General features: G+C 64.8%; 22 protein-coding genes and 1 tRNA gene. 4 read left to right on the forward strand and 19 right to left on the reverse strand.

Annotated features, from left to right (window positions below):
- Positions 1 to 79: 79 nt before the first annotated feature.
- Positions 80 to 793, reverse strand: a complete 714-nt coding sequence (gene queC, locus GWG65_RS26565; RefSeq protein WP_275198521.1) for a 7-cyano-7-deazaguanine synthase QueC — start codon at positions 791 to 793, stop codon at positions 80 to 82.
- Positions 794 to 935: 142 nt separating this feature from the next.
- Between queC and mazG the strand changes: the two genes are divergently transcribed.
- Positions 936 to 1,787, forward strand: coding sequence for a nucleoside triphosphate pyrophosphohydrolase (mazG, locus tag GWG65_RS26570; RefSeq protein ID WP_275198522.1), 852 nt, complete (start codon positions 936 to 938; stop codon positions 1,785 to 1,787).
- 153 nt (positions 1,788 to 1,940) lie between these two features.
- Here the strand turns inward: mazG and hflX are convergent, their stop codons facing one another.
- The 7 genes from hflX to dusB form a co-directional block, all read right to left on the reverse strand.
- Positions 1,941 to 3,320 carry a GTPase HflX gene (hflX, locus tag GWG65_RS26575; protein WP_275198523.1) on the reverse strand — a complete coding sequence of 460 codons (1,380 nt, stop codon included), beginning with the start codon at positions 3,318 to 3,320 and terminating at the stop codon, positions 1,941 to 1,943.
- An 11-nt stretch (positions 3,321 to 3,331) separates the two neighbouring features.
- The gene (hfq, locus tag GWG65_RS26580; protein WP_007591126.1) at positions 3,332 to 3,580 is read right to left on the reverse strand and encodes an RNA chaperone Hfq; all 249 of its coding nucleotides are present in this window, start codon (positions 3,578 to 3,580) and stop codon (positions 3,332 to 3,334) included.
- Positions 3,581 to 3,829: 249 nt separating this feature from the next.
- The gene (locus tag GWG65_RS26585) at positions 3,830 to 5,200 is read right to left on the reverse strand and encodes a sigma-54 dependent transcriptional regulator (RefSeq protein WP_275198524.1); all 1,371 of its coding nucleotides are present in this window, start codon (positions 5,198 to 5,200) and stop codon (positions 3,830 to 3,832) included.
- 17 nt (positions 5,201 to 5,217) lie between these two features.
- Positions 5,218 to 7,626 carry a PAS domain-containing sensor histidine kinase gene (locus GWG65_RS26590; protein ID WP_275198525.1) on the reverse strand — a complete coding sequence of 803 codons (2,409 nt, stop codon included), beginning with the start codon at positions 7,624 to 7,626 and terminating at the stop codon, positions 5,218 to 5,220.
- A 477-nt stretch (positions 7,627 to 8,103) separates the two neighbouring features.
- Complete coding sequence (ntrC, locus tag GWG65_RS26595; RefSeq protein ID WP_148738455.1) at positions 8,104 to 9,546, reverse strand: nitrogen regulation protein NR(I); 1,443 nt, start codon at positions 9,544 to 9,546, stop codon at positions 8,104 to 8,106.
- 9 nt (positions 9,547 to 9,555) lie between these two features.
- The gene (locus GWG65_RS26600) at positions 9,556 to 10,731 is read right to left on the reverse strand and encodes a nitrogen regulation protein NR(II) (RefSeq protein WP_247382265.1); all 1,176 of its coding nucleotides are present in this window, start codon (positions 10,729 to 10,731) and stop codon (positions 9,556 to 9,558) included.
- A complete protein-coding gene (dusB, locus tag GWG65_RS26605) occupies positions 10,728 to 11,729 on the reverse strand; it encodes a tRNA dihydrouridine synthase DusB (protein WP_275198526.1) in 1,002 nt (333 codons plus the stop codon). Before dusB ends, GWG65_RS26600 begins: the two co-directional genes overlap by 4 nt.
- 278 nt (positions 11,730 to 12,007) lie before the next feature.
- Between dusB and GWG65_RS26610 the strand changes: the two genes are divergently transcribed.
- Both GWG65_RS26610 and GWG65_RS26615 read left to right on the forward strand, forming a co-directional pair.
- Complete coding sequence (locus tag GWG65_RS26610; protein WP_275198527.1) at positions 12,008 to 13,186, forward strand: bifunctional 2-C-methyl-D-erythritol 4-phosphate cytidylyltransferase/2-C-methyl-D-erythritol 2,4-cyclodiphosphate synthase; 1,179 nt, start codon at positions 12,008 to 12,010, stop codon at positions 13,184 to 13,186.
- A 4-nt stretch (positions 13,187 to 13,190) separates the two neighbouring features.
- Positions 13,191 to 13,799: a CinA family protein gene (locus tag GWG65_RS26615; RefSeq protein ID WP_275198528.1), complete on the forward strand. Its 609-nt coding sequence runs from the start codon at positions 13,191 to 13,193 to the stop codon at positions 13,797 to 13,799.
- Between the two features lie 14 nt (positions 13,800 to 13,813).
- Here the strand turns inward: GWG65_RS26615 and GWG65_RS26620 are convergent, their stop codons facing one another.
- Entirely contained in the window at positions 13,814 to 14,284 is a 471-nt protein-coding gene (locus GWG65_RS26620) for an SRPBCC family protein (RefSeq protein ID WP_275198529.1), read from the reverse strand.
- 6 nt (positions 14,285 to 14,290) lie between these two features.
- A complete protein-coding gene (gene lipA, locus GWG65_RS26625) occupies positions 14,291 to 15,247 on the reverse strand; it encodes a lipoyl synthase (protein ID WP_275198530.1) in 957 nt (318 codons plus the stop codon).
- 129 nt (positions 15,248 to 15,376) lie between these two features.
- Here lipA and GWG65_RS26630 point away from each other — a divergent pair, with 129 nt between their 5' ends.
- Positions 15,377 to 15,991 carry a DNA-3-methyladenine glycosylase gene (locus GWG65_RS26630; RefSeq protein WP_275198531.1) on the forward strand — a complete coding sequence of 205 codons (615 nt, stop codon included), beginning with the start codon at positions 15,377 to 15,379 and terminating at the stop codon, positions 15,989 to 15,991.
- Positions 15,992 to 15,997: 6 nt separating this feature from the next.
- Here the strand turns inward: GWG65_RS26630 and GWG65_RS26635 are convergent, their stop codons facing one another.
- The 9 genes from GWG65_RS26635 to GWG65_RS26675 all read right to left on the reverse strand — a co-directional run bounded on the left by GWG65_RS26635 (position 15,998) and on the right by GWG65_RS26675 (position 26,663).
- A complete protein-coding gene (locus tag GWG65_RS26635; protein ID WP_275198532.1) occupies positions 15,998 to 18,874 on the reverse strand; it encodes a valine--tRNA ligase in 2,877 nt (958 codons plus the stop codon).
- A gap of 46 nt (positions 18,875 to 18,920) precedes the next feature.
- Positions 18,921 to 19,697 (reverse strand): DUF2497 domain-containing protein, encoded by a 777-nt coding sequence (locus GWG65_RS26640; RefSeq protein WP_275198533.1) that lies wholly within the window; start codon positions 19,695 to 19,697, stop codon positions 18,921 to 18,923.
- Positions 19,698 to 19,996: 299 nt separating this feature from the next.
- Complete coding sequence (locus tag GWG65_RS26645) at positions 19,997 to 21,382, reverse strand: TolC family outer membrane protein (RefSeq protein WP_275198534.1); 1,386 nt, start codon at positions 21,380 to 21,382, stop codon at positions 19,997 to 19,999.
- 204 nt (positions 21,383 to 21,586) lie between these two features.
- Complete coding sequence (locus GWG65_RS26650) at positions 21,587 to 22,249, reverse strand: protein-L-isoaspartate O-methyltransferase (protein WP_275198535.1); 663 nt, start codon at positions 22,247 to 22,249, stop codon at positions 21,587 to 21,589.
- A gap of 138 nt (positions 22,250 to 22,387) precedes the next feature.
- Entirely contained in the window at positions 22,388 to 22,567 is a 180-nt protein-coding gene (locus tag GWG65_RS26655) for a hypothetical protein (protein ID WP_275198536.1), read from the reverse strand.
- A gap of 216 nt (positions 22,568 to 22,783) precedes the next feature.
- A tRNA-Asn gene (locus tag GWG65_RS26660) sits at positions 22,784 to 22,858 on the reverse strand.
- 133 nt (positions 22,859 to 22,991) lie between these two features.
- Complete coding sequence (locus GWG65_RS26665) at positions 22,992 to 23,360, reverse strand: hypothetical protein (protein ID WP_275198537.1); 369 nt, start codon at positions 23,358 to 23,360, stop codon at positions 22,992 to 22,994.
- Between the two features lie 553 nt (positions 23,361 to 23,913).
- Positions 23,914 to 24,297, reverse strand: a complete 384-nt coding sequence (locus tag GWG65_RS26670) for a RidA family protein (protein WP_275198538.1) — start codon at positions 24,295 to 24,297, stop codon at positions 23,914 to 23,916.
- Positions 24,298 to 24,329: 32 nt separating this feature from the next.
- Positions 24,330 to 26,663 carry an acetamidase/formamidase family protein gene (locus GWG65_RS26675; RefSeq protein WP_275198581.1) on the reverse strand — a complete coding sequence of 778 codons (2,334 nt, stop codon included), beginning with the start codon at positions 26,661 to 26,663 and terminating at the stop codon, positions 24,330 to 24,332.
- Positions 26,664 to 26,767: the final 104 nt, after the last annotated feature.

Raw genomic sequence — 26,767 nt, forward strand, 5'->3', positions numbered from 1 at the left:
CACCGTCTCTGGAATACTGGATCACCCGGCTTCGCGGGTGATGACGGCGGAGATGGCAGGAACAGCGGAGGCAAACGCACTACGCCCGCGCCACATACTCCCGCCACCCCTTCGCCCGCAGGCTGCACGCCGGGCACTCGCCGCATCCATATCCCCACTCGTGCTGCGCGCCGCGTTCGCCGAGATAGCAGGTGTGCGACTGCTCGCGGATGAGATCGACCAGTCCGTCGCCGCCGAGGTCATGCGCGAGCTTCCAGGTCGCGGCCTTGTCGATCCACATCAACGGCGTGTGCAGCTCGAATTGTCTCGCCATCCCCAGCGAGAGCGCGGCCTGCATGGCGCGGATAGTCTCGTCGCGGCAATCGGGATAGCCGGAATAGTCGGTCTCGCACATGCCGCCGACAATGTGGGTGATGCCGCGCCGGTAGGCCAGCGCTGCGGCGAAGGTCAGGAATATCAGATTGCGGCCGGGCACGAATGTGTTGGGCAGCCCGTCGGCGCCCATCTTGATCGCGACATCGCGCGTTAGTGCCGTATCCGAGATCGCGGCCAGTGTCGGGATCGACAGCGTGTGGCTCTCGCTAAGCTTGTCCGCCCAGTCCGGACGCAGCGTCTTGACGCCAGCGAACAGGCTGTCACGGCAAGCAAGCTCGATCGCATGGCGCTGGCCATAGTCGAACCCCACCGTTTCCACGCGCGCGAAGCGGCTCAAGGCCCAGGCGAGGCAGGTGGTGGAGTCCTGGCCGCCGGAAAACAGCACCAGCGCGGTTCCGGATGAAAATGCGTCACTCATGGCCCCGCGCTTTAGCACTGCGGACGCTACTCGCCAATCTGGCCCGTCAATCGGTGGAAATCGGTCCGTTCCGCCGGCTTGCGCTGGGAACGGCGGGCCGCTTTTGGCATAAGGCTTGAGACCCAGGAGACGCCCCCCCGCAATGACCCCTTCCCGCGACATTTCCCGCCTGATCGAGATCATGGCGGCGCTGCGCACGCCAGCGACCGGCTGCCCCTGGGACCTTGAGCAGAACTTTGCGACGATCGCGCCTTACACCATCGAGGAGGCCTACGAGGTGGTCGACGCGATCGACCGCGGCGATCTCGACGATTTGCGCGAGGAGCTTGGGGATCTGCTGTTGCAGGTCGTGTTCCATGCCCAGATGGCGGAGGAGCAGAATGCGTTTGCCTTCGGCGACGTCGTCGAGGCCATCACCCGCAAGATGATCCGCCGCCATCCCCACGTCTTCGCCGACAAGGATGGCAACCTCGCCTCCTCCCACGTCAAGGAAGTCTGGGACCGCATCAAGACCGAGGAGAAGGTCGAGCGCGCCGCGCGCCGGCCGCAGGAGGAGATCTCGCACAAATCGCTGCTCTCGGGCGTGAAGGCCGGCCAGCCGGCGTTGACGCGCGCCATGGAGCTCCAGCGCAAGGCCTCGAGCGTCGGCTTCGACTGGAACGACCCGCGCGCCGTGTTGCAAAAGATCCGCGAAGAAGCAGACGAGATCGAAGCTGCACTCGACCGCAACGACAAGCAGGAGCTCGCAGAAGAGACCGGCGACCTGATGTTTGCGCTCGTCAACCTCGCCCGCCACATCGATGCCGATCCGGAAGCCGCGCTGCGCATGACGAATGTAAAATTCGAGCGCCGCTTTGCCTATATCGAGCGCGCGCTGGAGGCGCAGGGACGGACGCTGGAGCAGACGACGCTGGCAGAGATGGACGCGCTGTGGAATGCCGCGAAGGGGGACGAGAAGCCGGCGTCAGAGGGGCGCAACGAAGCTCGCCGCTAAGTCAGCTGTCATCCTGGCGGAAAGCCAGGACCCATTACCGCGACTGCAGTTTGTTGACGCATGTCGGAGCCACCGGCGTGCCAATTTCTCACCGCTTGTGGTAATGGATCCCGGATCTGCGCTTACGCTTGTCCGGGACGACGTGGAGAGAGATCACGCCACCCGCGGCACGGCGTCGAACCGGTTGACCACGATATCCCGCTTGGTCTCATCCACCCGCACGGTCATGTCGAAGCGGCCGTCGTGCAGCTCTTTCGCCAGCACCTCGGCATTGCGATGCAGCCAGCTGATGCCGGCTCCGTCGGCGGCATCGATCGAGAGATCGAGCGTGGTGCGTTTGGCAGCTAAGCGCTCCTCGATCGCGGCAAGCAGCGCATCGATCCCCTCGCCTGACACGGCGGAGACCAGCATCGCCGGATGATCCTCCGGCCTGCGCGCGGCGATGTTCAGGAGTTCCTCGCGCTGCTCTGCGCCATAGCGATCGATCTTGTTCCAGACCTCGATGATGCGGCCGGAATCGTCGGGGTTGATGCCGAGCTGGCGCAGCACCGCATCGACGTCGCTCTGCTGCGCCTCGGCGTCCTCATGCGAGATGTCGCGAACATGCAGGATGACGTCAGCTTCCAGCACCTCCTCCAGCGTGGCGCGGAAGGCGGCGACGAGCTGTGTCGGCAGATTGGAGATGAACCCGACGGTGTCTGACAGCATCGCCTTGCCGCCATGCGGCAGGCTGAGCGCGCGCAAGGTCGGATCGAGGGTGGCGAACAGCATGTCGGCAGCCTGCACGTCGGCGCGTGTCAGGCGGTTGAACAGCGTCGACTTGCCGGCATTGGTGTAGCCAACCAGCGCGACGACGCGATAAGGCACCCGCTGACGACCGGCGCGGTGCAGGCGCCGTGTGGCCTGAACCTTCTTCAGTTCGCCTTCGAGTTTGGAGATGCGCTCCTGGATCAGGCGGCGGTCCGCTTCGATCTGGGTCTCGCCGGGACCGCCCATGAATCCGAAGCCGCCACGCTGGCGTTCGAGATGGGTCCAGGAGCGTACGAGGCGCGAGCGCTGGTAGTTGAGGTGCGCGAGCTCGACTTGGAGCGAGCCTTCCTTGGTCTTGGCGCGGCGGCCGAAGATTTCGAGGATCAGGCCGGTGCGGTCGAGCACCTTGGCTTGCAACTCCTTCTCGAGATTGCGCTGCTGGATCGGCGCAAGCGCGCAATCCATCACCACGAGCTCGACATCGAGGCTCTTGGCCAGCGCGGCGATCTCCTCGACCTTGCCCTTGCCGACATAAGTGGCGGGGCGGATCTGGCTGATCGGCGCGATAATGGCATCCGCGATGACGAGATCGATCGCGCGCGCGAGGCCGGCGGCTTCATCGAGCCGGGCCTCGGCGTCGCGCAGGACATGACTCTCCGATTGCGTGTCGGCACCGCCTGCGCGCACTCGCAAGTAGGGGCCGATGACAAGCACCCGCCCCGTCTGCTTAGCCCCGGCCGACCGCGGACGGTCGGCCTCCCCGTCAAAATTCCGGGGTTCCAATCAGATCACTCTCAAGCCGGCTGATCCTCGCCGCCTTCAAACAACTGGATCGGAGCGCCCGGCATAATGGTCGAGATCGCATGCTTGTAGACGAGCTGCGAGTGACCGTCGCGCCGAAGCAGCAAACAGAAATTGTCGAACCAGGTCACGATGCCCTGGAGCTTCACTCCGTTGACCAGAAAGATCGTCAGTGGCGTCTTGGTTTTGCGAACGTGATTAAGGAAGGTGTCCTGCAGGTTTTGTGCGCGGTCTGCCGCCATTGTTTTTTTCTCGCTTTGAGTTTCTTTTTATTGCGCCGGTTGCGGCCCTCTCTTGAAAATTGTGGGGCCTCGTCCGGTTGCCGTCCCTCATGAGATCCCCCTCGGAAGGACAGCGTCACGATTAGAGGACAGGTCGGGTTATTAGGCAAGCCGCTTCACGCGCCAGCCCGCGCCGTATTGCCCCGAAAAACTACGGAAATCGATGGTTTTTCTCGCCCAATGCTCAGGTGTGGCTGCAGCGTGGCGTCGTCAACCGACGCCGAGCGCCTTCAGCTTTCGGTGCAACGCCGAGCGTTCCATGCCAACGAACTCCGCCGTGCGAGAAATATTTCCTGAAAAACGGCTGATCTGGGCAATCAAATAGTCGCGCTCGAACACTTCGCGCGCCTCGCGCAGCGGCAGGCCCATGATGTGCTCGCCATTGTTGCTGGTCGGCATCGCCGGCACCATCGAGCCGACGTCCTGCGGCAGCATGTCCGCGGTGATGATCACCTCCGGCCCGCCGGCGGCGAGAATCATGACTCTTTCAACGTTGTTGCGGAGCTGGCGCACATTGCCCGGCCAGACATGGGATTGCAGCACTGCCATCGCATCCTGCCCGATCTGGCGCCTGGGCAGGCCGCTGCCGGCCGAAATCTGCTCCATGAAATAGTCGATCAGTTCCGGAATGTCCTCGCGCCGCTCCGACAGCGCCGGCACGCGGATCGGCACGACCGAAAGGCGATGGTAGAGGTCCTCGCGGAAATGACCCGCCGCGATCTCCTCCTCCAGGTTGCGCGCGGTGGACGAGATGATGCGCACGTCGACTTGCACCTTGCCGGCGCCGCCGACACGTTGGAACGACTGCTCGACCAGCACGCGCAGGATCTTGTTCTGGGTCTCACGCGGCATGTCCGCGATCTCGTCGATGAACAACGTGCCGCCATGGGCTTCCTCGAGCGCGCCCGGCTTTCGCGGCTGCTCGCCGTTGGACTGCTCGACGCCGAACAACTCGTGCTCCATGCGCTCGGGCGTGATCGCGGCGGCGTTGATCACGACGAACGGGCCATCGGCGCGGCCCGAGGCCATATGCAGCGTACGCGCGGTCAATTCCTTGCCGGCGCCGGCAGGGCCGACGATCAGGATGCGGCTGTTGGCCTTGGCCGCGCGCTCGATGGTCTGGCGCAGCTGGTTCATGCTGGGCGAGCGGCCGACGAGCGAGCTTGCGCTCGGTGCGAGCTGCTTCAGTTCCTTGACCTCGCGCTTGAGCCGCGAGTTCTCCAGCGCCCTGGTCGCGACCAGGATCAGCCGGTCGGCCTTGAACGGCTTCTCGATGAAATCGTAGGCGCCGCGCTTGATTGCTGCGACCGCGGTCTCGATGTTGCCGTGACCGGAGATCATCACCACCGGCAGATCGGCATTGTCCTTCTTGACCTGCTCCAGCAGTTGCAAGCCGTCGAGCTTGGAGCCCTGGAGCCAGATGTCGAGGAACACCAGATGCGGCCTGCGGTTCGCGATCTCGGCCAGCGCCGTGTCGCTGTCGCGCGCGGTCCGGGTGACGAACCCCTCGTCTTCGAGAATGCCCGCAACGAGATCCCGAATATCGGCCTCATCGTCGACAATCAGAATTTCACTAGCCATGGGTCGCGCCTGTCTTGTCAGAGGCCTGTTGAGGCTTCGATCTTCGTTGAATCATTGGTCTTTTCTTCCGGCTCTTTGGTTCCGGCAGCCGCCTGTTTTGTTTCCGGGTCCTTGGCGATCTCCGTGACCGCTTCCGTCGTTTCCTTGGTCATTTCTCCGGCGGCCGGCGCCTGCTCGGCCGCCTCGGCCTTGGCGGGATGGCCGGAGATCGCAAAGCGCATCCGCATCCAGGCGCCGCGCTGGCCTTCGCGGAAGTCGGAGGCGTCCTTCAGCTCGATGCGGCCGCCATGGTCTTCCAGCACGCGGCCGACGATTGCAAGCCCGAGGCCAGTGCCCTTGGCGCGCGTCGTGACATACGGCTCGAGCAGACGCGAGCGCGCGACCTTGGGCAGGCCGATACCATTGTCGATGACGTCGATCAGCACGTCCTCGCCTTGGCGCGACACCACGACGTCGATGCGACCCTTGCCGTTGTCCCTGCCGAGCTCCTCCGGCGGGACCTGCTCGATCGCCTCGGCGGCATTCTTGACGATGTTGGTGACCGCCTGCGAGATCAGCCGCCGGTCGAACTGGGCGCGCAGCGGATCCTCCTTGAATTCAGCCTCGATATCGATCTCGGGATGGGCGACCTTCATCAGGAATACCGCCTGCCGCACGGTGTCGGCGACGTCCTCGCCCTCCATCACCGGCTTCGGCATGCGCGCGAAGCGCGAGAACTCGTCGACCATGCGGCGGATGTCGTCGACCTGGCGCACGATGGTGTCGGTGCACTGCTCGAAGATCTGCTTGTCCTTCTCCTCGGTGATGGACTTGCCGAACTTGCGGCGGATGCGCTCGGCCGAGAGCTGGATCGGGGTCAGCGGGTTCTTGATCTCGTGCGCGATGCGGCGCGCCACGTCGCCCCAGGCCGAGGTCCGCTGTGCCGAGACGAGGTCGGTGATGTCGTCGAGCGTGATGATGTAGCTATCGTGCGGCTGACTGGTCTTCTCGGCACTGACGCGGACCGACAGATTGCGCTCCTGCCCGTCGCGCGTGATCGTGATCTGGCCCTGCACCAGGCGCTGGGTCCCTTCCCGCGCCGCCTTCATCATCTCGTCGAGCTCGGGCAGGACGTCGGAGAGCGGATGGCCGAGCGTCTCTGCTTCGGAGTGCCCGATCAGCTTCTCGGCGGATCGGTTGAGGATGCCGACGCTGCCCGACGTGTCGACACCGATGATGCCGGCGCTCGCCGAGGACAGCACGGCCTCGATGAATCGGCGTCGGCTGTCGATGAGATCGCTGGCATTGACGAGCTCGTCGCGCTGGCTGCGCAACTCCTGCGTCATCTTGTTGAAGGTCTCACCCAATTGCGCAAGATCGCCTTCCGACTGGTGCACCGGCACCTTGACGTTGAGGTCGCCGGTCGAGACCGTGTGGGCCGCGTTCATCAGCCGCCGGATCGGCGCCACCAGCGAGTTGGCGAAGTTCAGGCCGATCAGCACGGATGCCATCAGGATGGTCAGCGCGATCACCGCGAACATCAGCGCGAAGGCGACCTGGATGCCGAGCCGGCGCGACTCGATCTGGGCATATTCGGCGACGCTGACCTCGGTCTGCTTGAGCTGATTGACGACGTTCGGATCAAGCGGCCGCGCCACATAGAGGAAAGTGTCGCTGAACGCCCGCAGCCGGATCACCGCGGCGACGAAGCTGGCGTCCGGCAGCACGGCGATCTCGGGCTCGGACTCGTTGACGTTGCTGAGGAAGTCCGGTGCAGGCGGCGAATAGGCGAGCCGCATGCCGGTGTCGGCGGATTCCAGGATGTTGGTGTTCTTGTCGATGATCATCGCCCCCGGCAGGTTGCGGGAGCTGGCGCTGGCCGCCAGCAGTTCGCGAAACGACTGGCGATCCTGGTCGTAGAGCGGCCGGGCGTGGGCGATGTCGTTGGCCATGCCGAGAATGTCGCCGCGGATCAGCTGCGCATGATCCTGCATGTAGGCCCGCGCGATCGTCAGCGAATTCTGGATCACCTCCTTGGTCGGCCCGGAGAACAGCCGGTCGAGGCCGCGCTCGAGGGTGACGTTGGCAACGACCGCGACCATCACCGCCGGCAACACAGCCACGATCGAGAAAAGGCTGACGATCTGGACATGCAGGCGTGCCGCCGCCCGGCCCCGCCGTCGCGCCAGGATCAGCTGCCAGAGTTCGCGAACGATGATCCCGACCAGAAGCAGGATCGTGGCCGCATTGATCAGATAGAGGGTCCGGACAACCTCCGGCGTGGGGTCGATATTCGTCAGCCCGGTCAGGACCAAGAAGGTCAGGAAGGCCGACAGCAGCGCCAGCGCCACGGCAAAAGGCGCCAGCCAGCGCCGCAGCGACCAGCGCCGGTGCTCTTCGGCTGGGGCCGTGTCAAAGGATGCGGCCGAGGGATCTGCGCTGGTCATTCCGGCAATGAGGTGCTGAAAACGGGGATCCGCAAGCGGCGGGTACTGATGTATTCCTACCACAATGTTGCCGAATTGCGACAATTCCGCGGCGCCTCCGTCGCGGCGGGCCGCCGCGTCCACAGGCGTTTCAGCGGCCAGCTGGAACGGTTTTCCACCGTTGCGGCTTGTCCCCTATGCAGAGGTTCTTCCTTGCGGTGATGGTTTCCGCCGTTCTGCTGCTGATCGTGGCTGCGGACCTCTTGGTCAACGGGCCCGCTCTACACCAACCGTCGATGGACGTGGCCTACGTCCTGCCACCGTCGGGCCGGCCTAGCAGATGAGTTCGAGGCCGATCGGCGGCCGATCAAGCCATTCGTACGGAACATTTCAGCGCTGTCCAGACTTGGGTTCACCGCGTCAGCCACAACGGCCAGCGCATCCGGACAGGCTCAGCTCCGCTTTGGTAGGGGGAGCTGAGCCACCGTTCCGGGACAGCTAGCCCCCGCTCCGGTACACCTGGATATCGAGATCCCGGATCTTCTTCCGAAGCGTGTTGCGGTTGAGGCCGAGCAGGTCGGCGGCGCGGATCTGGTTGCCGCGGGTGGCCGCGAGAGCTGCCGTGAGCAGCGGCACCTCGATCTCCTTGAGGATGCGGTGATAGAGCCCGGGCGGCGGCACACCGTTCGGAAAGCCCTGGAAGTGCGAGGACAGGTACGCCTCCACAGCGCCGCCGAGATTGTCGACGCCCTGCTGGACCGCAGCCCCCGGGCTGACCGAGGGCGGTGCCAGTTCGCCGTCGATCACCGAGGCGGTGATCACGTCCTGCGGGTAGAGTGCCGCGAGGCGCCGCGCCAGGTTTTCGAGCTCGCGCACATTGCCCGGCCAGCGATGCTGCTTCAGTCGCTCCAGCGCCAGCGAGTCGAGCTTCTTCGGCGGCAGACCGTCCTTCTCGGCCAGTGCGAAGAAGTGACGGATGAGATCCGGCAGGTCCTCGATGCGTTCGCGCAGCGGCGGCAGCCGCAGCGGCACGACGTTGAGGCGGAAGAACAAATCCTCGCGGAACAGACCCTGCTGGATCAGAACGCGCAGATCCTTGTTGGAAGCCGCGACGATGCGCACGTCGGTCTTGATCGGTGTGCGGCCGCCAACGGTGGTGTATTCGCCCTGCTGGAGCACGCGCAGCAGGCGGGTTTGCGCCTCCATCGGCATGTCGCCGATTTCGTCGAGGAACAACGTGCCGCCCTCGGCCTGCTCGAACCGACCGGAGGCGCGGGTGTTGGCGCCGGTGAACGCGCCGCGCTCATGGCCGAACAGCTCGGACTCGATCAGGTCGCGCGGGATCGCCGCCATGTTGACCGCGACGAACGGACCGTTACGGCGCTTGCCGTAATCGTGCAGCGCGCGCGCCACCAGTTCCTTGCCAGTGCCGGACTCGCCCGTGATCATCACGGTGAGGTCGGTCTGCATCAGACGCGCCAGCACGCGGTAGATTTCCTGCATCGCCGGCGAACGGCCGACCAGCGGGATCGCCTCCATCTCGGCGTCTTCGTCCGGCGTCGAGGTCCGCTCCTTCGGCTCGGCGAGCGCGCGACCGACGATGGCGATCAGCTCCTTCAGGTCGAAGGGCTTTGGCAGGTATTCGTACGCGCCGCGCTCCGAAGCACGGATCGCCGTCATGAAGGTGTTTTGCGCGCTCATGACGATGACCGGCAAGTTCGGCCGCATCTTCTTGATCCGCGGCAGCAGATCGAAGGCGTTTTCATCCGGCATCACCACGTCGGTGATGACCAGATCGCCCTCCCCCTGGCTGACCCAGCGCCAAAGTGTTGCGGCATTGCCGGTGAGCCTGACTTCATAGCCGGCGCGGGAAAGCGCCTGATTGAGAACCGTGCGGATGGCGGTATCGTCATCTGCAACGAGAATGCTACCTGCGGGCATTGTTAATCCTCATTTTGCCCCCTGTGATGCAGACGACGACTTCCCGGCAGAGCCGTCGCGACTGCTGTGATCGGCATGTTTGACCGATGTCGAGTACATCGGCATCAGCACGCGAAAGGTGGTCTTGCGCGGCTGAGATTCGCATTCGATGATGCCCCCGTGATCGCCGACGATTTTTGCGACCAGCGCCAGGCCTAGACCGCTGCCGGTCTGCTTGGTGGTTACGAAGGGATCGAACAGGTTGGACAGAAGATCGTCGGGCACGCCTGGTCCGTTGTCCTTGACGCAGAATTCAAGCGGCAGGGATACCCGGGATTTTTGACCGGGGACTGACAGGCGCACGCCAGGGCGAAACGCAGTGGTGAGCTGGATCTCGCCGTCGGGAACGTCGATCAGGGCTTCGGCGGCGTTCTTGACGAGATTGAGGAACACCTGGATCAGTTGGTCCTGGTTCGCCAGCACCGGCGGCAGCGAGGGATCGTAGTCCTCGACGAAACGGATATTGCGGGCAAAGCCGGATTGCGCCAGCCGCTTGACGTGATCGAGCACCGAATGGATGTTGACGGGACCGCGCACCACGGGACGTTCGTCGCCGAACACCTCCATGCGGTCGACCAGCGTCACGATGCGGTCGGCTTCGTCGCAGATCAGCCGGGTCAGCATGCGGTCTTCGGACGAAGCCTGCTGTTCAAGCAGCTGGGCCGCGCCGCGGATACCGGACAGCGGATTCTTGATCTCATGCGCCAGCATCGCGGCGAGCGCGATCACCGAGCGCGCGGCGCTGCGATGGGTGAGCTGGCGGTCCATCTTGTCGGCGATGGTGCGCTCCTGGAGCATCACCACGATGTGGCCAGGCCGCTCCGTCAGCGGCGCCACATGCAGATCGACCTGGCGGTCGCCGCCCATGCGCGGTGTGCCGAGATCGACCTTGTATTCGTTGACCGGAGAATTCGACGAACGCACCTGATCGATCAGCGCCAACAAGGGACTGCCGAATGGCACCAATTCCTTCAGCGACTGCCGCTTCAGGAATTGCGTCGATATCTCGAAAAAGGCTTCGGTCGCGATGTTGGCGGCGACGATCTTGCCGTCCGGCCCGATCAGGAGCACGGGATTGGGAAGAGCGTCCAAAATCGCCTCGCTGTCGGACGGAAGCGGCCGACGATGTTCAGCAGCCGAGCTCATGCAGCAGCGCTCCATGCGAAGTCGTCGAAGGCATCTTGCAGTGACCGGTGAACGAGGCGCGGATCCTCCGAGGTGAGAATCTTCTGGCGCCAGGCTTTCAGCTTCTCCGCCGGGGCACGGCTCGCGTCGGCCGCAACGTCGAGCGCCCAGCCGAGATGCTTTCGCGCATGCCGCAGCCCGATGCGCAGGCCGTAAAGCGCGCAAACGCCCTCATAGAGCGTGCGGACATAGCCAAGCTGCGCCTCGAGCGACGGCGCGGCTTCGGCCGCCCCGCCGTTCAGGCGCCGGCCGATCTGGCCGGGCAACCACGGCTGGCCTTGCGCGCCGCGGCCGATCATCACGGCGTCGGCGCCGGAGGCATCGAGTGCCGCGAGCGCCTTCTCGTATGAGGTGATGTCGCCGTTGACGACGAGCGGCACGGAGATCGCCTCGCGCACCGCGCGGATCGCATCCCAATCGGCCTCACCCTTGTAGAACTGGCAGCGGGTGCGGCCGTGCACGGTGACGAGCTTGACGCCGGCGGCTTCCGCGCGTCGCGCCAGTTCCGGCGCATTGCGGCTGCGGTCGTCCCAGCCGAGCCGCATCTTCAGCGTCACCGGCACTTTCACCGCTGCGATGGTCGCGTCGATCAGGCTGACGGCATGGTCGAGATCGCGCATCAGCGCCGAGCCAGACTGGCCGCCGGTGACATGACGGGCCGGACAACCCATGTTGATGTCGATGATGTCGGCGCCTTCGGCTTCCGCGATCCGGGCGCCCTCTGCCATCCAGTGCGCCTCACAGCCGGCCAGCTGAACCACATGCGGACCGACGCCGGTCGCTTCGCAGCGCAAACGCGACATCGCATGGCCATTGACGAGTTCGTCACTGGCGGTCATTTCGGAGACGACCAGACCGGCCCCCAGCTCGGCGTTCAGCCGCCGGACGGGCGAGTCAGTCACCCCCGACATCGGCGCCAGGAAGACCGGGGTGGCGACATCAATATCGCCTATTTTCAACGGCTTAGAGCCTGATCTTGCCGAGCCGGTCACAATGATCTCGTTAATGGGCAGGGCCTCATCGCGTCTGCCATGACCTATCTTGCGCACAATTCTTGTGCAGTCAAGCGCCATGCCTACAGTTTAGACAATTCTGTAAAATCTTTCAAGTGCAGTGCAACAAAATGCTGTTTCCCACAATCCGGGGAAACCCCTTTTATTGCGGGCGTGCCGTGCTAGAGGCTTGCCGGCAATCACCCACTCCCGACTCTTCATCACGAACTGAGTATTTGAGTCCTATGGCGAAATCACAACGCACCGCAGTTGTTCTCGTCGCAGCCGGACGCGGCCTGCGCGCAGGTGCCGGACCGAAGCAATATCGCTCGATCGGCGGCCGGCCTGTGATCTATCGCGCCATGGAAGCCTTCAGCCGCCATCCCGACGTGTCAGTGGTGCAGCCGGTGGTGAACCCCGACGATAGTGCCATGTTCACGGTAGCGGTCGCAGGATTGAAGCACGAACCGCCGACCAGTGGCGGCGCGACCCGTCAGGCGTCAGTACTCGCCGGTCTCGAAGCGCTGGCCAGCCACAAGCCCGACATCGTCCTGATCCACGACGCCGCGCGGCCCTTCGTCTCGGAAGGCTTGATTTCGCGCGCGATCGAGGCGGCCAGCCGCACCGGCGCCGCGATCCCCACCATTGCCGTCACCGACACCATCAAGCTCACGGGCGAGGGCGGCAATGTGGAGGACACACCGGACCGGGCGCGGCTGCGAATCGCGCAGACGCCGCAATCCTTTCGTTTCAACGTCATCCTCGAGGCGCATCGTCGCGCGGCGAAGGACAGACGCAGCGATTTCACCGATGACGCGGCGATCGCCGAATGGGCGGGATTGACGGTTGCAACCTTTGAAGGCGATGTTGCCAATATGAAACTCACCACCCCCGAGGATTTCGTGCGCGAGGAAGCGCGTCTGGCCAGCCTGCTCGGCGATATCAGAACCGGCACCGGCTACGATGTGCACGCCTTGGGCGAAGGCGACCACGTCATGATCTGCGGCGTGCGCGTGCCGCACACCAAGAGTTTTCTGGCCCATTCCGACGGCGATGTCGGCCTGCATGCGTTGGTCGACGCGATTCTCGGCGCGCTCGCCGACGGCGATATCGGCTCGCACTTCCCGCCGAGCGACGTGAAGTGGAAGGGCGCCTCCTCCGACCAGTTCCTGAAATACGCCATCGATCGTGTCGCGCAGCGCGGCGGCCGCGTCGCCAATCTCGAGGTGACACTGATCTGCGAGCGGCCGAAGATCGGCCCGCTCCGCGACACCATGCGCGCGCGCATCGCCGAGATCTCCGGCGTCGACATCTCCCGCGTCGCGGTGAAGGCAACCACCAGCGAACGGCTCGGCTTCACCGGCCGCGAGGAAGGCATCGCGGCCACCGCGAGCGCCACCATTCGCCTGCCCTGGGAGGTGTAAAGCTATGGGCGGCAGCGACGCACGCGCCCTCTCCCGCTCGCTGCTCGACCTGTGCCGGATGCGTAAGCTGACGATCGCGACGGCCGAGTCCTGCACCGGCGGCCTCGTTGCCGGCGCGCTGACCGACATCCCCGGCTCTTCCGACGTGATCGACCGCGGCTTCGTCACCTATTCCAATGATGCCAAGCGCGCGATGTTAGGGGTCGAGGCGAGCACGCTGACGAATTTCGGCGCGGTCAGCAAGGAGACCGCGATCGCGATGGCGGTCGGTGCGCTCGAGCGCGCCGGCGTCGACCTTGCGGTTGCCATCACCGGCATTGCCGGTCCCGGCGGCGCCACGCCCGGCAAGCCGGTCGGCCTCGTTCATTTCGCCGTTGCCGCCCGCGACGGCCGCATTGTTCACCGCGAACATCGTTTCGGCGCGATCGGCCGCAGCGCCGTGCGCGCCCGTTCCGTGGCCGAGGCGCTGCGCATGCTGATGGACCTCGCCCGCGGCCCGCAAGCCTCGGTCAAGCCGCGCCGCGAAGCCGCCAGCCGTTTGCGGCCGCGCGTGACGCGCTCGCCGCGCCGGCATGCCGTAAAGCGGAGGCCGCCGCGGCTGCCGCGGGGCTGAAGTCCCGTCGCCCGCTACGACGATGCCAGCTTCCGTCGCCCGTAGATCGCATCTGCCCGCTTCTCGAAGGCCGCGGAAAAGCGCGCGAACGCGGCGTCGAACATCGAGCCCATCAGCAGCGCCAGCATGCGGCTCCGGAACTCGTAGGCCAGGAAAAAGCCGACGTCGCAGACGTCATCGCCTTTCGGCTCGAACGTCCAGCGGTTTTCGAGATTGCTAAACGGGCCTTGCAGATATTCGACCAGGATCTTGAGATTGGCGCGGTCGAGCGTCACCCGGCTGGTGAAGGATTCCTTGACCAGCTTGAACGACACCGTCATGTCGGCGATCAGCACTTCGGTGCCGTCGGGCTTCGCCATCCGCTGGCGGACTTTCAGCGCGCTGCACAGCGGCACGAATTCCGGGTAGCGCTCGACGTCGGCGACCAGATCGAACATCTCGGACGCGCTGTGGTTGACGCGGTGCTTGCTCGAAACTCGGTGCATGTGAGTTCAGCGCGCGACCGCGGCCCGCGCTGCCTTTAGTCTCGCAAAGTCCTCGCCGGCATGATGCGACGAGCGGGTGAGCGGGCTCGCCGACACCATCAGGAAGCCCTTGGTGTAGGCGACCTTTTCGTAGGACGAAAACTCGTCCGGTGGCACGTAGCGCATCACGGCGTGATGCTTGCGGGTCGGCTGGAGATACTGGCCGATGGTCAGGAAGTCGACGTCGGCCGAACGCAGATCGTCCATCACCTGCTGCACTTCGTGGCGCTCCTCGCCGAGGCCAACCATGATGCCGGACTTGGTGAAGGTCGTGGGGTCGAGCTCCTTGACCCGCTGCAGCAGCCGGATCGAATGGAAATAGCGCGCGCCGGGCCGCACCGTGAGATAGCGCGACGGTACGGTCTCGAGATTGTGGTTGAAGACGTCCGGCCTCGCCGTGACGACGATTTCGAGCGCGCCCTCCTTGCGCAGGAAGTCGGGCGTCAAAATCTCGATCGTGGTCGAGGGGCACGCGGCGCGGATCGCGCGGATGGTCTGGGCGAAATGCTCGGCGCCACCATCAGCGAGATCGTCGCGGTCGACCGAGGTGATGACGACGTGGGCGAGCCCCAGCTTGGCCACGGCCTCGGCAACATTGTGCGGCTCGGCGGCATCGAGGGCATTAGGCATGCCGGTCTTGACGTTGCAGAAGGCGCAGGCGCGGGTGCAGGTGTCACCCATGATCATGAAGGTCGCGTGCTTCTTGTCCCAGCACTCGCCGATGTTCGGGCAGCCCGCCTCCTCGCACACCGTATGCAGGCCGTTGGCCCGCACGATGTTGCGGGTGTCGGCATAGCCGCGGGTGTTCGGCGCGCGCACGCGGATCCAGTCCGGTTTCGGCGGCGAAGCGGAATCGGGCCGGTTCACCTTTTCAGGGTGGCGCGGGCGCAACGGGTTCGAGATGGTGTCGACAATAACGACCATGGGGTGTCCGGTCTGTTCAGGTCCTACCTAGTCGGTCTCGCACGCCATCGCAACCCGCTCGCCCAGCTTCAGGGAACATGGCAGATATGGGCAATATCCTGCTCTGTTCTCTGGCGATTCTTACCTCGAATGGCTCCAAGAAAACCATCAAGCTCGAACGCTTCCACATCACGGCTCGGCAAGCCGCTGAAGCGTGCCTTTTTCGCGCGCAGCGTCCACGAGGTCGCGCCCGACCTGATCGGCGCGACCCTGCTGATCGACGGCGTCGGTGGGATTATCGTCGAGGTCGAGGCCTATCATCATACCGACCCGGCGGCGCACTCTTATCGCGGCCCGACGCCGCGGAACCAGGTGATGTTCGGCCCGCCCGGCTTTGCCTATGTCTACCGATCCTATGGCATCCATTGGTGCGTGAATTTCGTCTGCGAGGAGGCAGGCTCGGCCAGTGCGGTGCTGATCCGCGCACTGGAGCCGACCCATGGTATCGCCGCGATGCGTCGTCGCCGCCATGCGGACAATGTGCACGCGCTGTGCTCGGGCCCGGGCAAACTGACCGAAGCGCTCGGTATCACCATCGCCCACAATGGCCTGCCCTTGGACCGGCCGCCGATCGCGCTGCATGCGCGGACGGTGGAGGTCGAGGCGGCTATCGGCATCCGGATCGGCATCACCAAGGCGGCCGAACTGCCCTGGCGCTACGGCGTCAAGGGCTCGAAATTCCTCAGCAAGCCGTTTCCGAAGTGAGCGTCATTAAGACGCCTGCTTCAGCCGCTCCAGCGCCTCCAGCAACTTCGCCTTGCGCGCCAGCGCCGCCTCGCGCTTTTCGCGCTCTTCCTCGACGACCTCTTCGGCTGCGTTGGCCACGAACTTCTCGTTCGCCAGCTTGGATTCGGCGCGCTTGATGTCGGCGTCGGCCTTGGCGACCTCCTTGTCGAGGCGCGCGCTCTCGGCGGCGACGTCGATCACGCCCTTCAGCGGTAGCGCGGCGACCTCGCCGCGCACCAGCAGCTGAACCGCGCCGTCAGGCGCGCGATCGCCGAAGGAGATGTCGGACAGCCGCGCCATGCGCTTGATGACGTCAATCCAGCGCGGCGCGCGCTCCTTGGTTTCGGCGGAAGCGCCGACCAGCACCAGCGCCGTCAGCGTTGCCGGCGCAATGTTCATCTCGGCGCGCACCGAACGGATTTGCGTGATCAGGTCGATCACCCAGCCGATCTCGGCTTCCGCCTTCGGATCCGTGAAGTCGGCGTGGTCGAAGATCGGCATGACCAACATTGGCGAGACGAGAGACTCGGTCGGCCCCGTCGCCGCTGCGAGCATCGCAAGCTGCTCCGGCGTCGGCCCGGACGGCTTCAGCGGCCACTGTGCCAGCGCGAGCAGCTCTTCACGCTTGGCCGTCACCTCCCACAGCTCTTCGGTGATGAAGGGCATGAAGGGGTGCAGGAGCTTCAAGATCTCGTCGCGGGCCCAGGCGACCATGGCGCGGGTCTCGGCCTTGGCCGGACCGTCAGGGCCGAGCAACACGGGCTTTGCGAGCTCGACATACCAGTCGCAATAGACGTTCCAGACGAAGCGGTAGATCGCACCGGCGGCATCGTTGAAGCGGTAGGCTTCGATCGCCTCAGTCACCTCGCGCGTGGTGTGCGCGCTCTCATGCGCGATCCAGCGGTTCAGCGTCTGCTTCGCCTTCGCCGGCTCGAAACCATCGGGCACCGCGCAGTGGTTCATCTCCGCGAACCGGCAGGCGTTCCAGAGCTTGGTTGCGAAATTGCGATAGCCCTCGACGCGGCTGGTCGCGAGCTTGATATCGCGCCCCTGTGCCGCCATCGCGGCCAGCGTGAAGCGCAGCGCGTCGGCGCCGTATTCATCGATCAGGTGCAGCGGATCGATCACGTTGCCCTTCGACTTCGACATCTTGGCGCCCTTCTCGTCACGGACGAGGGCGTGGATGTAGATGGTCGAGAACGGCACCTCCTTCATGAAGTGCAGTCCCATCATCATCATGCGGGCGACCCAGAAGAAGATGATGTCGAAACCGGTGACGAGCACATTGGTCGGATAGTAACGCTGCACCTCCGGCGTAGCGTCGGGCCAGCCCAGCGTCGAGAACGGCCACAGCGCCGAGGAGAACCAGGTGTCGAGCACGTCCTCGTCGCGGGTGATGAAGCCTTCGCGCTTGTTGCGGTCGAGCGCCATCTCGCGCCCCTGCTCGGCCGTGATGACCTCCTGTTCGACGTAATAGCCGAGCGCGTGGCTGACGGCCTCTTCCTCGGTCTCGGCGACGAAGACCTTGCCGTCCGGACCGTACCAGGCCGGGATCTGGTGGCCCCACCAGAGCTGGCGCGAAATGCACCAGGGCTGGATGTTCTCCATCCACTCGAAATAGGTCTTTTCCCAGTTCTTCGGTACGAAGCTGGTTTCGCCCGAACGCACCGCCGCCGTCGCCGGCTTTGCCAGCGTCTTGGCGTCGACATACCACTGATCGGTGAGATACGGCTCGATCACGGTACCGGAGCGATCGCCGTGCGGCACCGTATGGGTGTGCGGCTCGATGCGCTCGACGAAGCCGAATGCTTCCAGCCGCTCGACGATGCGCTTGCGCGCTGCGAAGCGGTCGACCTTATGAAACTCCTCGGCAAATTGCGCGGCGCCCTCTGGCAGGTCGCGCAGGTAATCCTCGTTGTCGAGGAGATCGAGGCAGCCTTCCTTGTCGAGCACGCTGATCTGGCGCAGGCCGTGGCGCTTGCCGACCTCGAAATCGTTGAAGTCGTGCGCCGGTGTCACCTTGACCGCGCCCGACCCCTTTTCCGGATCGGAATAGTCGTCGGCGACAATCTGCACCTTGCGGCCGACCAGCGGCAGGATGATGTGCTTGCCGACGAGCTTCTGATAGCGCTCGTCATCGGGATGCACGGCGACGCCGGTATCGCCGAGCATGGTCTCGGGCCGCGTGGTGGCGACGACGATGAAGCTCGCCGGATCGTCCGGGCTGAACGTCTTGCCCTCGATCGGATAGCGCAGATACCAGAGGTGGCCCTTGACCTCGGTCTGCTGCACTTCGAGATCGGAGATCGCGGTGAGCAGCTTGGTGTCCCAGTTCACCAGCCGCTTGTCCTTGTAGATCAGGCCGTCGCGATGAAGTTCGACGAACACCTTGACGACGGCCTTCGACAGGCCCTCGTCCATGGTGAAGCGCTCGCGCGACCAGTCGCAGGAGGCGCCGAGCCGCTTGAGCTGGTTGATGATGGTGTCGCCGCTCTCGGCCTTCCACTGCCAGACCCGCTCGAGAAACTTCTCGCGGCCCATCTCGCGGCGGCCGGGCTGCTGGCGCTCCATCAGCTGCCGCTCGACCACCATCTGGGTGGCGATGCCGGCGTGGTCGGTGCCGGGCTGCCACAGCACGTCGCGGCCGCGCATCCGCTCGAAGCGGCACAGGATGTCCTGGAGCGTGTTGTTGAGCGCGTGGCCCATATGCAACGAGCCCGTCACGTTCGGCGGCGGGATCACGATGGTGAAAGGCACCGCGTCGCGGCGGTCGGGGCGACCGGCCTTGAACGCAAGGCTGTCCTCCCAGACGACGGACATGCGTGATTCGATATCGGCGGGCTGGTAATTTTTCTCGATCATGGGGCTGCTAGAAAGCCGCGCGCGGGGGCCAAGTCAAACGAAAAGGTCAACGGCCGCCGCGCGAGACTCGCTCGATTTCGGCCTTCACAATGCGTTCAACGAGCCCCGGCAGGTTATCGTCGAGCCAGGACTTCAGCATCGGGCGCAGCATCTCCTTGACCAGGTCCTCCAGCGTCCGCGCGTTGCTGCTGAGCACCGTGTGGGCCAGGGAGTTGAAAGCGGATTCGACCGCCGAGACCGTCGTTTGCGCCAGGATCGGCTGCTGCGGCGGCAGCGGCGGGGCATCGAAGTCCACCGGCGCATATGACGGCGGCGGCGCAGGACGGGGTGGCGGCGCCGATTCGGCGAATTCGAGATCATCGCGCGGCTCGACCCTGCGAAAGCTCGGCGGCGGCGGAGCCGGTGTCGGCTCGGGAACCTCGACCGCCATCTCGTCGGTCAGTTCGAGAACGTCAGATTCGGGCTCAGGCTCCGGTTCGGGCGCGCGCATCTCGGGTGCGGCGGTCGCACTATCGAGCCCGGCCAGCAGCGCGTCGATATCGTCCTGGTTGTTGGATTCGGCCGCCGCAGGCGGTGGAGGCGGCGCCGGCTTGGCGGCGGGCGGCGGCGCAGGTTTCTCGGCAGCCGGCTTCGCAGGCGGCGCGACCTTCGATGGCGGAATGTCGTTCATCGCCTGGGGCTTTGGCGCAGGCGCTGCGGGCGCAGGCGCGGGCTTCGCGGCCTCGGCCGGCGGCGGCTTGGCCTCGTCGTCGGCAATGATGCGCCGGATCGAGGCCAGAATCTCCTCCATCGAGGGTTCTGTGACCTTTGCAGGCTGCGTCATCTCCGACTCCACATCCTCAACGCCCTCGCATGCGTTATTTTACACCAAGCGCGCCAGGATTGGCCGGTTCCGGACCGGCGGCCCGACATTTTCATCGTGACAGCCAGACTTGTCCCCAGATCACGGCGCAACGTACGGCCGTGCGCCCTATCCCCGGCACCCGACCTTTGCGCAAACGACGTCGGGTACGGGCGAATCGACCCGCAACTTCTTGGCAAGGCTATGTCAGGGAATTTGACGATTGCAAGCAAACCGCCGGTCGGCCTCGGCTATTCGCGAGGCCGACCTGATTGCGGCAATCAGCGTCCGTCGGGCGTACGCACGCCGGCCCAGCTGTCGCGGACCTGGTGGTAGTGCACGCTGGGATCGTAAACCGAGGTCCCAAGGCCGAGCACCTGCGGCGACAGACGGCCGACGGCGGACAGAACGTTATAAGATGCAACGACCCGGTCATGCTGCGCGGTAACCAATGCGACTCGCGCATTGACCAGCGCCTGCTGCGCGTTGAGCACGTCGAGGGTGGTGCGCTGACCGGCCTTGGCTTCTTCGCGCACGCCGTTCAGCGCGATCTCGGACGCCGTCACCTGCGCCTGCGCGGATTGCACCTGCGCCTTGCCGGCCTGCAACGAGCCCCACCACTGCACGACGGTCGCACGAGCCTGATCGCGAGTCGTTTCGAGATTGAGACGCTGCTGCGCCAGGTTTTCCTTGGACTGGCGGATCAGCGAATATTGATTGCCGCCGTCATAGAGCTGCCAATTGGCCTGCGCGATAGCGGATGCGCTGTTTGACCTGAATTGAATCAGGGACTGCTCGTCCGCACGCGTGGCGTTAAGCTGCAGCGTAACCGTCGGCAGCAGCGCACCTTCGGCGACCTTGACCTGCAAATAATTGACGTCGATGCCAAACATTGCGGCCGTGACGTTGGGATTCTCGATCAGGCCGAGCTCGACGGCCGCGGCGAGCGTCGGAGGCAGGTACCGGTCGACCGGCGAGCCCGGCGCGAGGTTCACCGGCTCGTTGCCGATGACGCGGCGGAAGTTCGCGCGCGTCGTGTTGAGATTCGCTTCGGCGGTGAGTGCCTGCGTCCTGCCGGCAGCCAGCTGCGCTTCCGATTGCGCGACGTCGGTCCGCGTCACTTCGCCGACGTTGAAGCGATCGCGCGTCTGCTTCAGCGTCTGCTCGAGCACGCGCACGTTGCTGCGCTGGACTTCGAGCGTCGCAGCATCGCGAAGATAGTCCATGTAGGTCGTGGCAGCCTGGAGCAGCACGCTCTGATCGAGGCTGCGCAGCGCTTCGCGGGCACCGGAAACCTGGCTCTCCGCGGCGCGCGTCCGGTTGCCGGTGATGTTGCCATTATAGAGCGTCTGCGAGGCGGTCACGCCGACGCTGCGGGGCGCCGTGGGCCCGTGGAACGGGGCACTCCCCACCGAGCTCTGCTGATCCTGGTATTGATAGCCGCCACTCGCCGTCAGCGAAACTTTGGGCCGGTAGCCCGACAAGGCCTGCGGCACGTTTTCGTCGGTCGAGCGCACCTGGGCGCGCTGTGCGTTGAGCTGCGGATTGTTCTGATAGGCGCGCACCAACGCGCCCTCGATCGTGTCCGCCAAGGCAGGCGTCGACGCGGCCAACGCCATCAGCAGGACCGAAACCGCAGCTCCGGTGAAGAGCTTCACCCCATGCATCCGTAAAATTCCGTTCATTCTAACGCCAAGCTCGTGCCCACGAGCCTGGTTACCGTATCCGAGTGGAGTCGTTGCCCCGCAGCAACATAGGACGCGGTCAAGCGCGACGGAACTACCTGAGGGTGGTTCTCAGCGGAAACTCTTCACGTGCAGCATCCCGGCCACACTTCTGATTCAGAACGGGATTTTAGCAGGCTTTGGCTGTCAGAAGACGAAGGAAGCAGCCCGATCCAGCCCGGGAAGGACCGGGGCTGCGGCATCGAACAGCGCCCGATAGCCGAATTCGCCGTGGGAACGGGTGACAATTACGGCCCGTGGCGGCTTGGATTCGGCAGAGACCCCCACCAGACGCCCTCCCTCCCTGAGCTGACCGAACAGCCCTTCCGGCGTCACTTCGGTGGCGCCATTGAGGACGATCACGTCATAGGGAGCGGCAGCCGCATCCCCGTCGGCGCAGGCCGCAGCCTTGCAGGTCACGTTGGCAAGCCCGAGGGCGGCAAAGGCATCCTTGGCCTTCGCGGCAAGGGCCGAATCGCATTCGGTGGCAGTGACTTGGCGCGCGAGCTTGGCGGTCAGCGCGGCGAGGTAGCCAGTGGCGCAGCCGACGACCAGCACGTTGTCGCCCTCGCCGATCTCGGCGGCCTGGAGCAGTTTGCCGGTCAGCGCCGGCTTGATCAGGAACCGCTTGGCGGCGCCTTCGCTCACGTCGAGGTCGAGATCGAGATAGGCCAGGGCTTGTCGGCCGGCCGGCACGAAGGCCTCGCGGGGAACTGCGATCATGGCATCAAGAATGCGGCGATCAGTGACGTCACTGGTGCGCACCTGGCCATCGACCATTTTTAGGCGCGCGGTCGAGAAACCGGACATTTGCGGACCCTGCAATGCGGACGATGCCGCGGACGAAATTTTGCGGCATCTTTGGAACAGGCTCCACGAAAACGCAACACGTCCGTTTGCCCCGGAGGACGAGGTCTGCGCGGCTTACGGCATGAAGGGGCGGAACGCTTATTCGATCGCGACCGCGAGGCGGCCGATCAGGGCGGCGACCTCGTCCAGCCGCGCTGAATCGGGTGCCTCGACGGCACGCGCAAGGCGCGCGACGCATTCATCGTCGCTGAGCTCGGGAACGCCTGAAGGCAGGATCGAGGGGGCCAACTGGAAGCGGTCGACCTGGATGTCTCGCATGCGGAATCAGCTCCGTTTGGGTCCGACACCGCAACGTTCGATCTGAATTGAGTCGATTTGGCGCCGGCCTCATGGCGCGACGGCGCCACCACACACATCTGTTTGATGCGCGATTCCATAGCCAATTCGGTACGATGCACCATTCAGACAGTGCTGCAGCAGCATCGCGCATCGCATCAGAATGCGGCGGCAATCCATTGAAATAACGGTAGAATTTGGCTCCCCGGGCTGGATTCGAACCAGCGACCATCCGATTAACAGTCGGATGCTCTACCGCTGAGCTACCGAGGAAAAGGGCGAACCGACGTTCGCGCGCGGCTGCGTATAACAAAGCCGCTTGCGCTTGCAAAGGACGAATTCGTCATCTCCCGCAACGCGTCGAGGAAGCGCCTGTGCGGCCCCTCCTCCCGGCCATCGAGGGCAACTATTCGGCGATGAAAGACGTGGTCTTGGTGCCGGAGTCGTAACGCAGCCTCAGCACGTTGAACTTGCAGAGGTTGACGTTCTTCCACAGCACCGACTCGTCGTAGTTCTGCCAGTCGACGCGGACGTTCCAGACGCAGCCCTCGTCGTCCTCGTCGAACTCGACATAGGTGGTCGCCTGGTTCTGGAGCACCTTGTCGAGCTCGTTGTCCCATTCGTCCATGCCATCGTCCGGCGCGTTGAAGCCGAGGAATTTGATGGCATAGCCGGTCTCGTTGATGACGGAGACATTGCGGGCATCGGCAGCGAAGGAAGGCGCGGCGGCAATCGAAAGCCCGATGGCGATCAGTCCAGACAGAAAATACTTCATGTGAAAATCCTCCGATCGAAAAAGCTTTCGGCGCTGACGCCGATCCGCGCGGCTACCGCGACAACTAATGCCGTTGCCTCAGAGATTCGTCCGGAGCGCGAGTCGAAGGGTTCGACACGCGACCGACTTGCACTCCGGAGTCGTGCGCGACGCGAGACGCGCACGGACATTTCTTATCGATTCGAATTCTCCGCAGCAATGAACGGGCATTCATAGATCGGCGGCGTTTGGTTTTTCCGGTGCGGGCGCCGGCACCGCGGCGCCGTTGCTCTTGCCCGTCACAGCGCCAACCAGCGCCTTCACCGGATCCTCGCCCGGCGCAAAGCCGCTCTGGCGCAGGCGGTAAAGCGGAATCTTTCTGCGTGAGCTGATTGACCCGTTGTTTGTGTGTTTTGCTTGCCGGCAGCACCAAGGCTCGTAGGCCGTATGGTGGGTTAGCGAAGCGCAACCCACCATACTTCAGCGAATGCGGAGCGAAGTTGGTGGCTTACGCCAGCGGACTGCGCTTCGCGCAGCCGCAGAGCTAACCCCACCCTACGAAACCGCGCATCGCCTACGGCCGTCGGCACACCAGGTCGATCTCGATCAGTGCGTCATAGGCAAGCCCGGTGACGCCGACGCAGGTGCGGGCCGGGAGCCGGCCGGGCGCGAAGAACGTGCGGTAGGTCTCGTTCATCGCGGCGTAGTCCTCCTTGAAGCGCGTCAGATAGATGCGCGACATCACGACGTGCTCGAGGCCGAGATCGAGGCCGGCGAGCACCACCTTCAAATTCTCCATCACCGCACGGGTCTGGGCGACGATGCCGTCGGGCAGCACGCCCGGCGTTTGCGGCGTATCCGGCATCTGGCCGGTGACGAAGACAAAGCCGTCGGTCTCGACGGCGTGGCTGAAGGGCGCGACCGGCTTCGGTCCGCCGCTGATCATGTGGAATTTCACGTTGGTTATTCCTTGGTTCTAAGGCGCGCTCTTCAAGGGGAGTTTTGGAAGATGCGCTTGCTGATGATCGCGTGCACGCCCCAATTGCCGTCCACCACCTGGGTTACGCCGAAATCGACCGCCGCCGACATCAACGCAATCGCTTCATCCTCGCTCAGCCCTTTCACGTTCATCAGGAAGCGTCGCATTTTCCGGAACGCGTCCTTCATGGCGAGATCCAGCGAAGATTTGGCGTAGACCTCGCTTTGGCCTTGCGCACCGAACTCGGCGAGATAGTTCGGATGGCTGAATCCGGTCAGCACCCAGTCGGTCGCGGTCTCGATCAGGGGATAGGAGAGATCGGCGAAGGGCCGGCCGGCGAGGTCGGCCTTCTTGTGCAGGATCACCTCGAAGGTGCCGGTCATCGAGCATTCGATCGCGGTGCCGCTGAGCTCGCCGTCGCCCTGCGCGGCATGGGGATCGCCGACCGACAGCAACGCGCCGGGCACGGAGACCGGAAGGTAGACGGCTGCCCCCTTTCCCAGCCGCCAATTGTCGAGATTGCCACCGAAATAGGACGGCGGCACCGAGTCGATGAAATCGACCTCGCGCGGCGCCACCGCGATCACGCCGAAATGCGGACGCAGCGGAATGCGGATGCCGTCGAGCACGTCATGGCGGCGCTTCACCGTGCCTGATACGACGGGAACGCCGGGATAGTCGTAAGTGGCGTGCACGACGCCGAAGGGATCGGTCTGCGGCTCCCAGAGGTAGGAATAGAGCGCGCGGGCATGCGGCGCGTCGGCATCGTCGAAGATCTCGTAGATCGTCACCGCCTCGCGCGGCCTCGGCCCTGAAAGGAACTCGTCGTAGTGATAGCCCCACCAGGCGGCGACCGAGGAGCCGAACACGCGGCCTGAATGTTTCGGGTGGCGGCTTGCGCGCGGGACGATATCAAGGATGCGCACCTCCAGCACGTCGCCGGGCTGGGCGTCCTTCACTGCCACCGGTCCGGTGCAGATGTGCACGCCGAACCCCTCGCCAGCGCCGCGACCGAACACGCTGGCATCCATCGGACCGGCGCCGCGGCGATCCACGTTTTTCCTGTCGGCTGTCCAGCCGAACACGCTTTCCGCCGCGGCATCGCCCGCAATCATCAGTTCGGGATCGTCGGAGGCATGCTGGGTCAGCGTCTCGATGGTGATGGTGTCGCCCGAGGCGATCTCGAGCTGCGGCGACAGCGAGCGGCTGAAATAGCCCCAATGAATACGGCTGGCCTCGATCGGAAGATGATGGTGCTGGCGTCCAGCCGTTCTCGGCTGATCGGAGTGAGCGCGGCAGACGTTGCTGCGTGCCTCCGCACCCGCCTGATGCGCGCGGAGCTGCGCCAGCGCCTCCTGCGGCCAGCCGCGCTGACCGGTGATCCCGTGCTGCAGGGTCGCCCGCTCCGCCTCCTGCTGGCGGAACTCCCGCGGCGGCAGGCCGAAGCGGTGGCGGAAGGCGCGGCTAAAATGCGCGGAATCACCAAAGCCATAAGCGTAGGCGATCTCCGAGATCGAGCGATGCGCCTCGGACGGATTGGACAAATCGGCCCAGGCGCGCTGCAGCCGGCGTTCGCGGACATAGTGGGTGAAATTGTCGCCGACCGTCTCGAACAGTTTTTGCAAATAGCGCTCGGAGATCCCCTCGGCTTGGGCGACGCGCGCCGGTACCAGTTCGGGATCGTCGAGCCTGCGTTCGATGGTCTGGCAGATCCGGTGCAGCAGCGCGGCCTGTGTCGCGCTCGATCCAGCATCGGACGTCGAGGCCGCCAGTTGATGCGCCAGCGTCAAAAGCAGATCGACCAGGCTTTGCGCGACCGCATTCCATTCGGCATCGCTCAGGGTGTCAAGCGTGCGCGCGGTGGCATCGAGCAGGCGCGCGAACACATCGGCGAAACCACTGGGCGGAACCACCCGCGGCTCGCCCAGCCGCGGCTTGCCCGAGAGCCGCCCGTGCAGCGCCTCCGACGTGACCGACAGCACGATCGCGCGCATGTCGCGCTGGAACACGATGCTCCAGTCCCCGCTCCGCGGCAGCAGCACGAGATGGCCGACAGGGACGATGCGATGACCGCCGGCGCTTTTCAGCACCATGCCGTCCTCGACCGGCATCAGGGCGATCGGAAGGTCTTCGTGCGATTGCGCCAGTGGACCGATACTCTGCGCGCCCGCAGCCATTCGCGTCAGCGCGACGCCCGCGGCTTGGCGATGCGACGCCGTGGCGTGCCCGTCAAAGAAGGAATGGCCGGTCGCGGGTTGCAGGCCGACGGCGGCCAGCACGTCCCGCCAGGCTTCGGGGCGGTCGTCTTGCGCGTAGGACTCGCTCGTGAACGGCCGGAAGCTCATTGGATCGACCCAGATTGCAGTCGATCGAAGCAACCTCTGTGCCAGACGCACGCGGTCGTCCGTCGCTGCGACGGGCCGCAAATGACGATCGCTGCTCACGTGCT

The organism is Bradyrhizobium sp. CSA207, assembly GCF_029051685.1.
Lineage (GTDB): Bacteria > Pseudomonadota > Alphaproteobacteria > Rhizobiales > Xanthobacteraceae > Bradyrhizobium.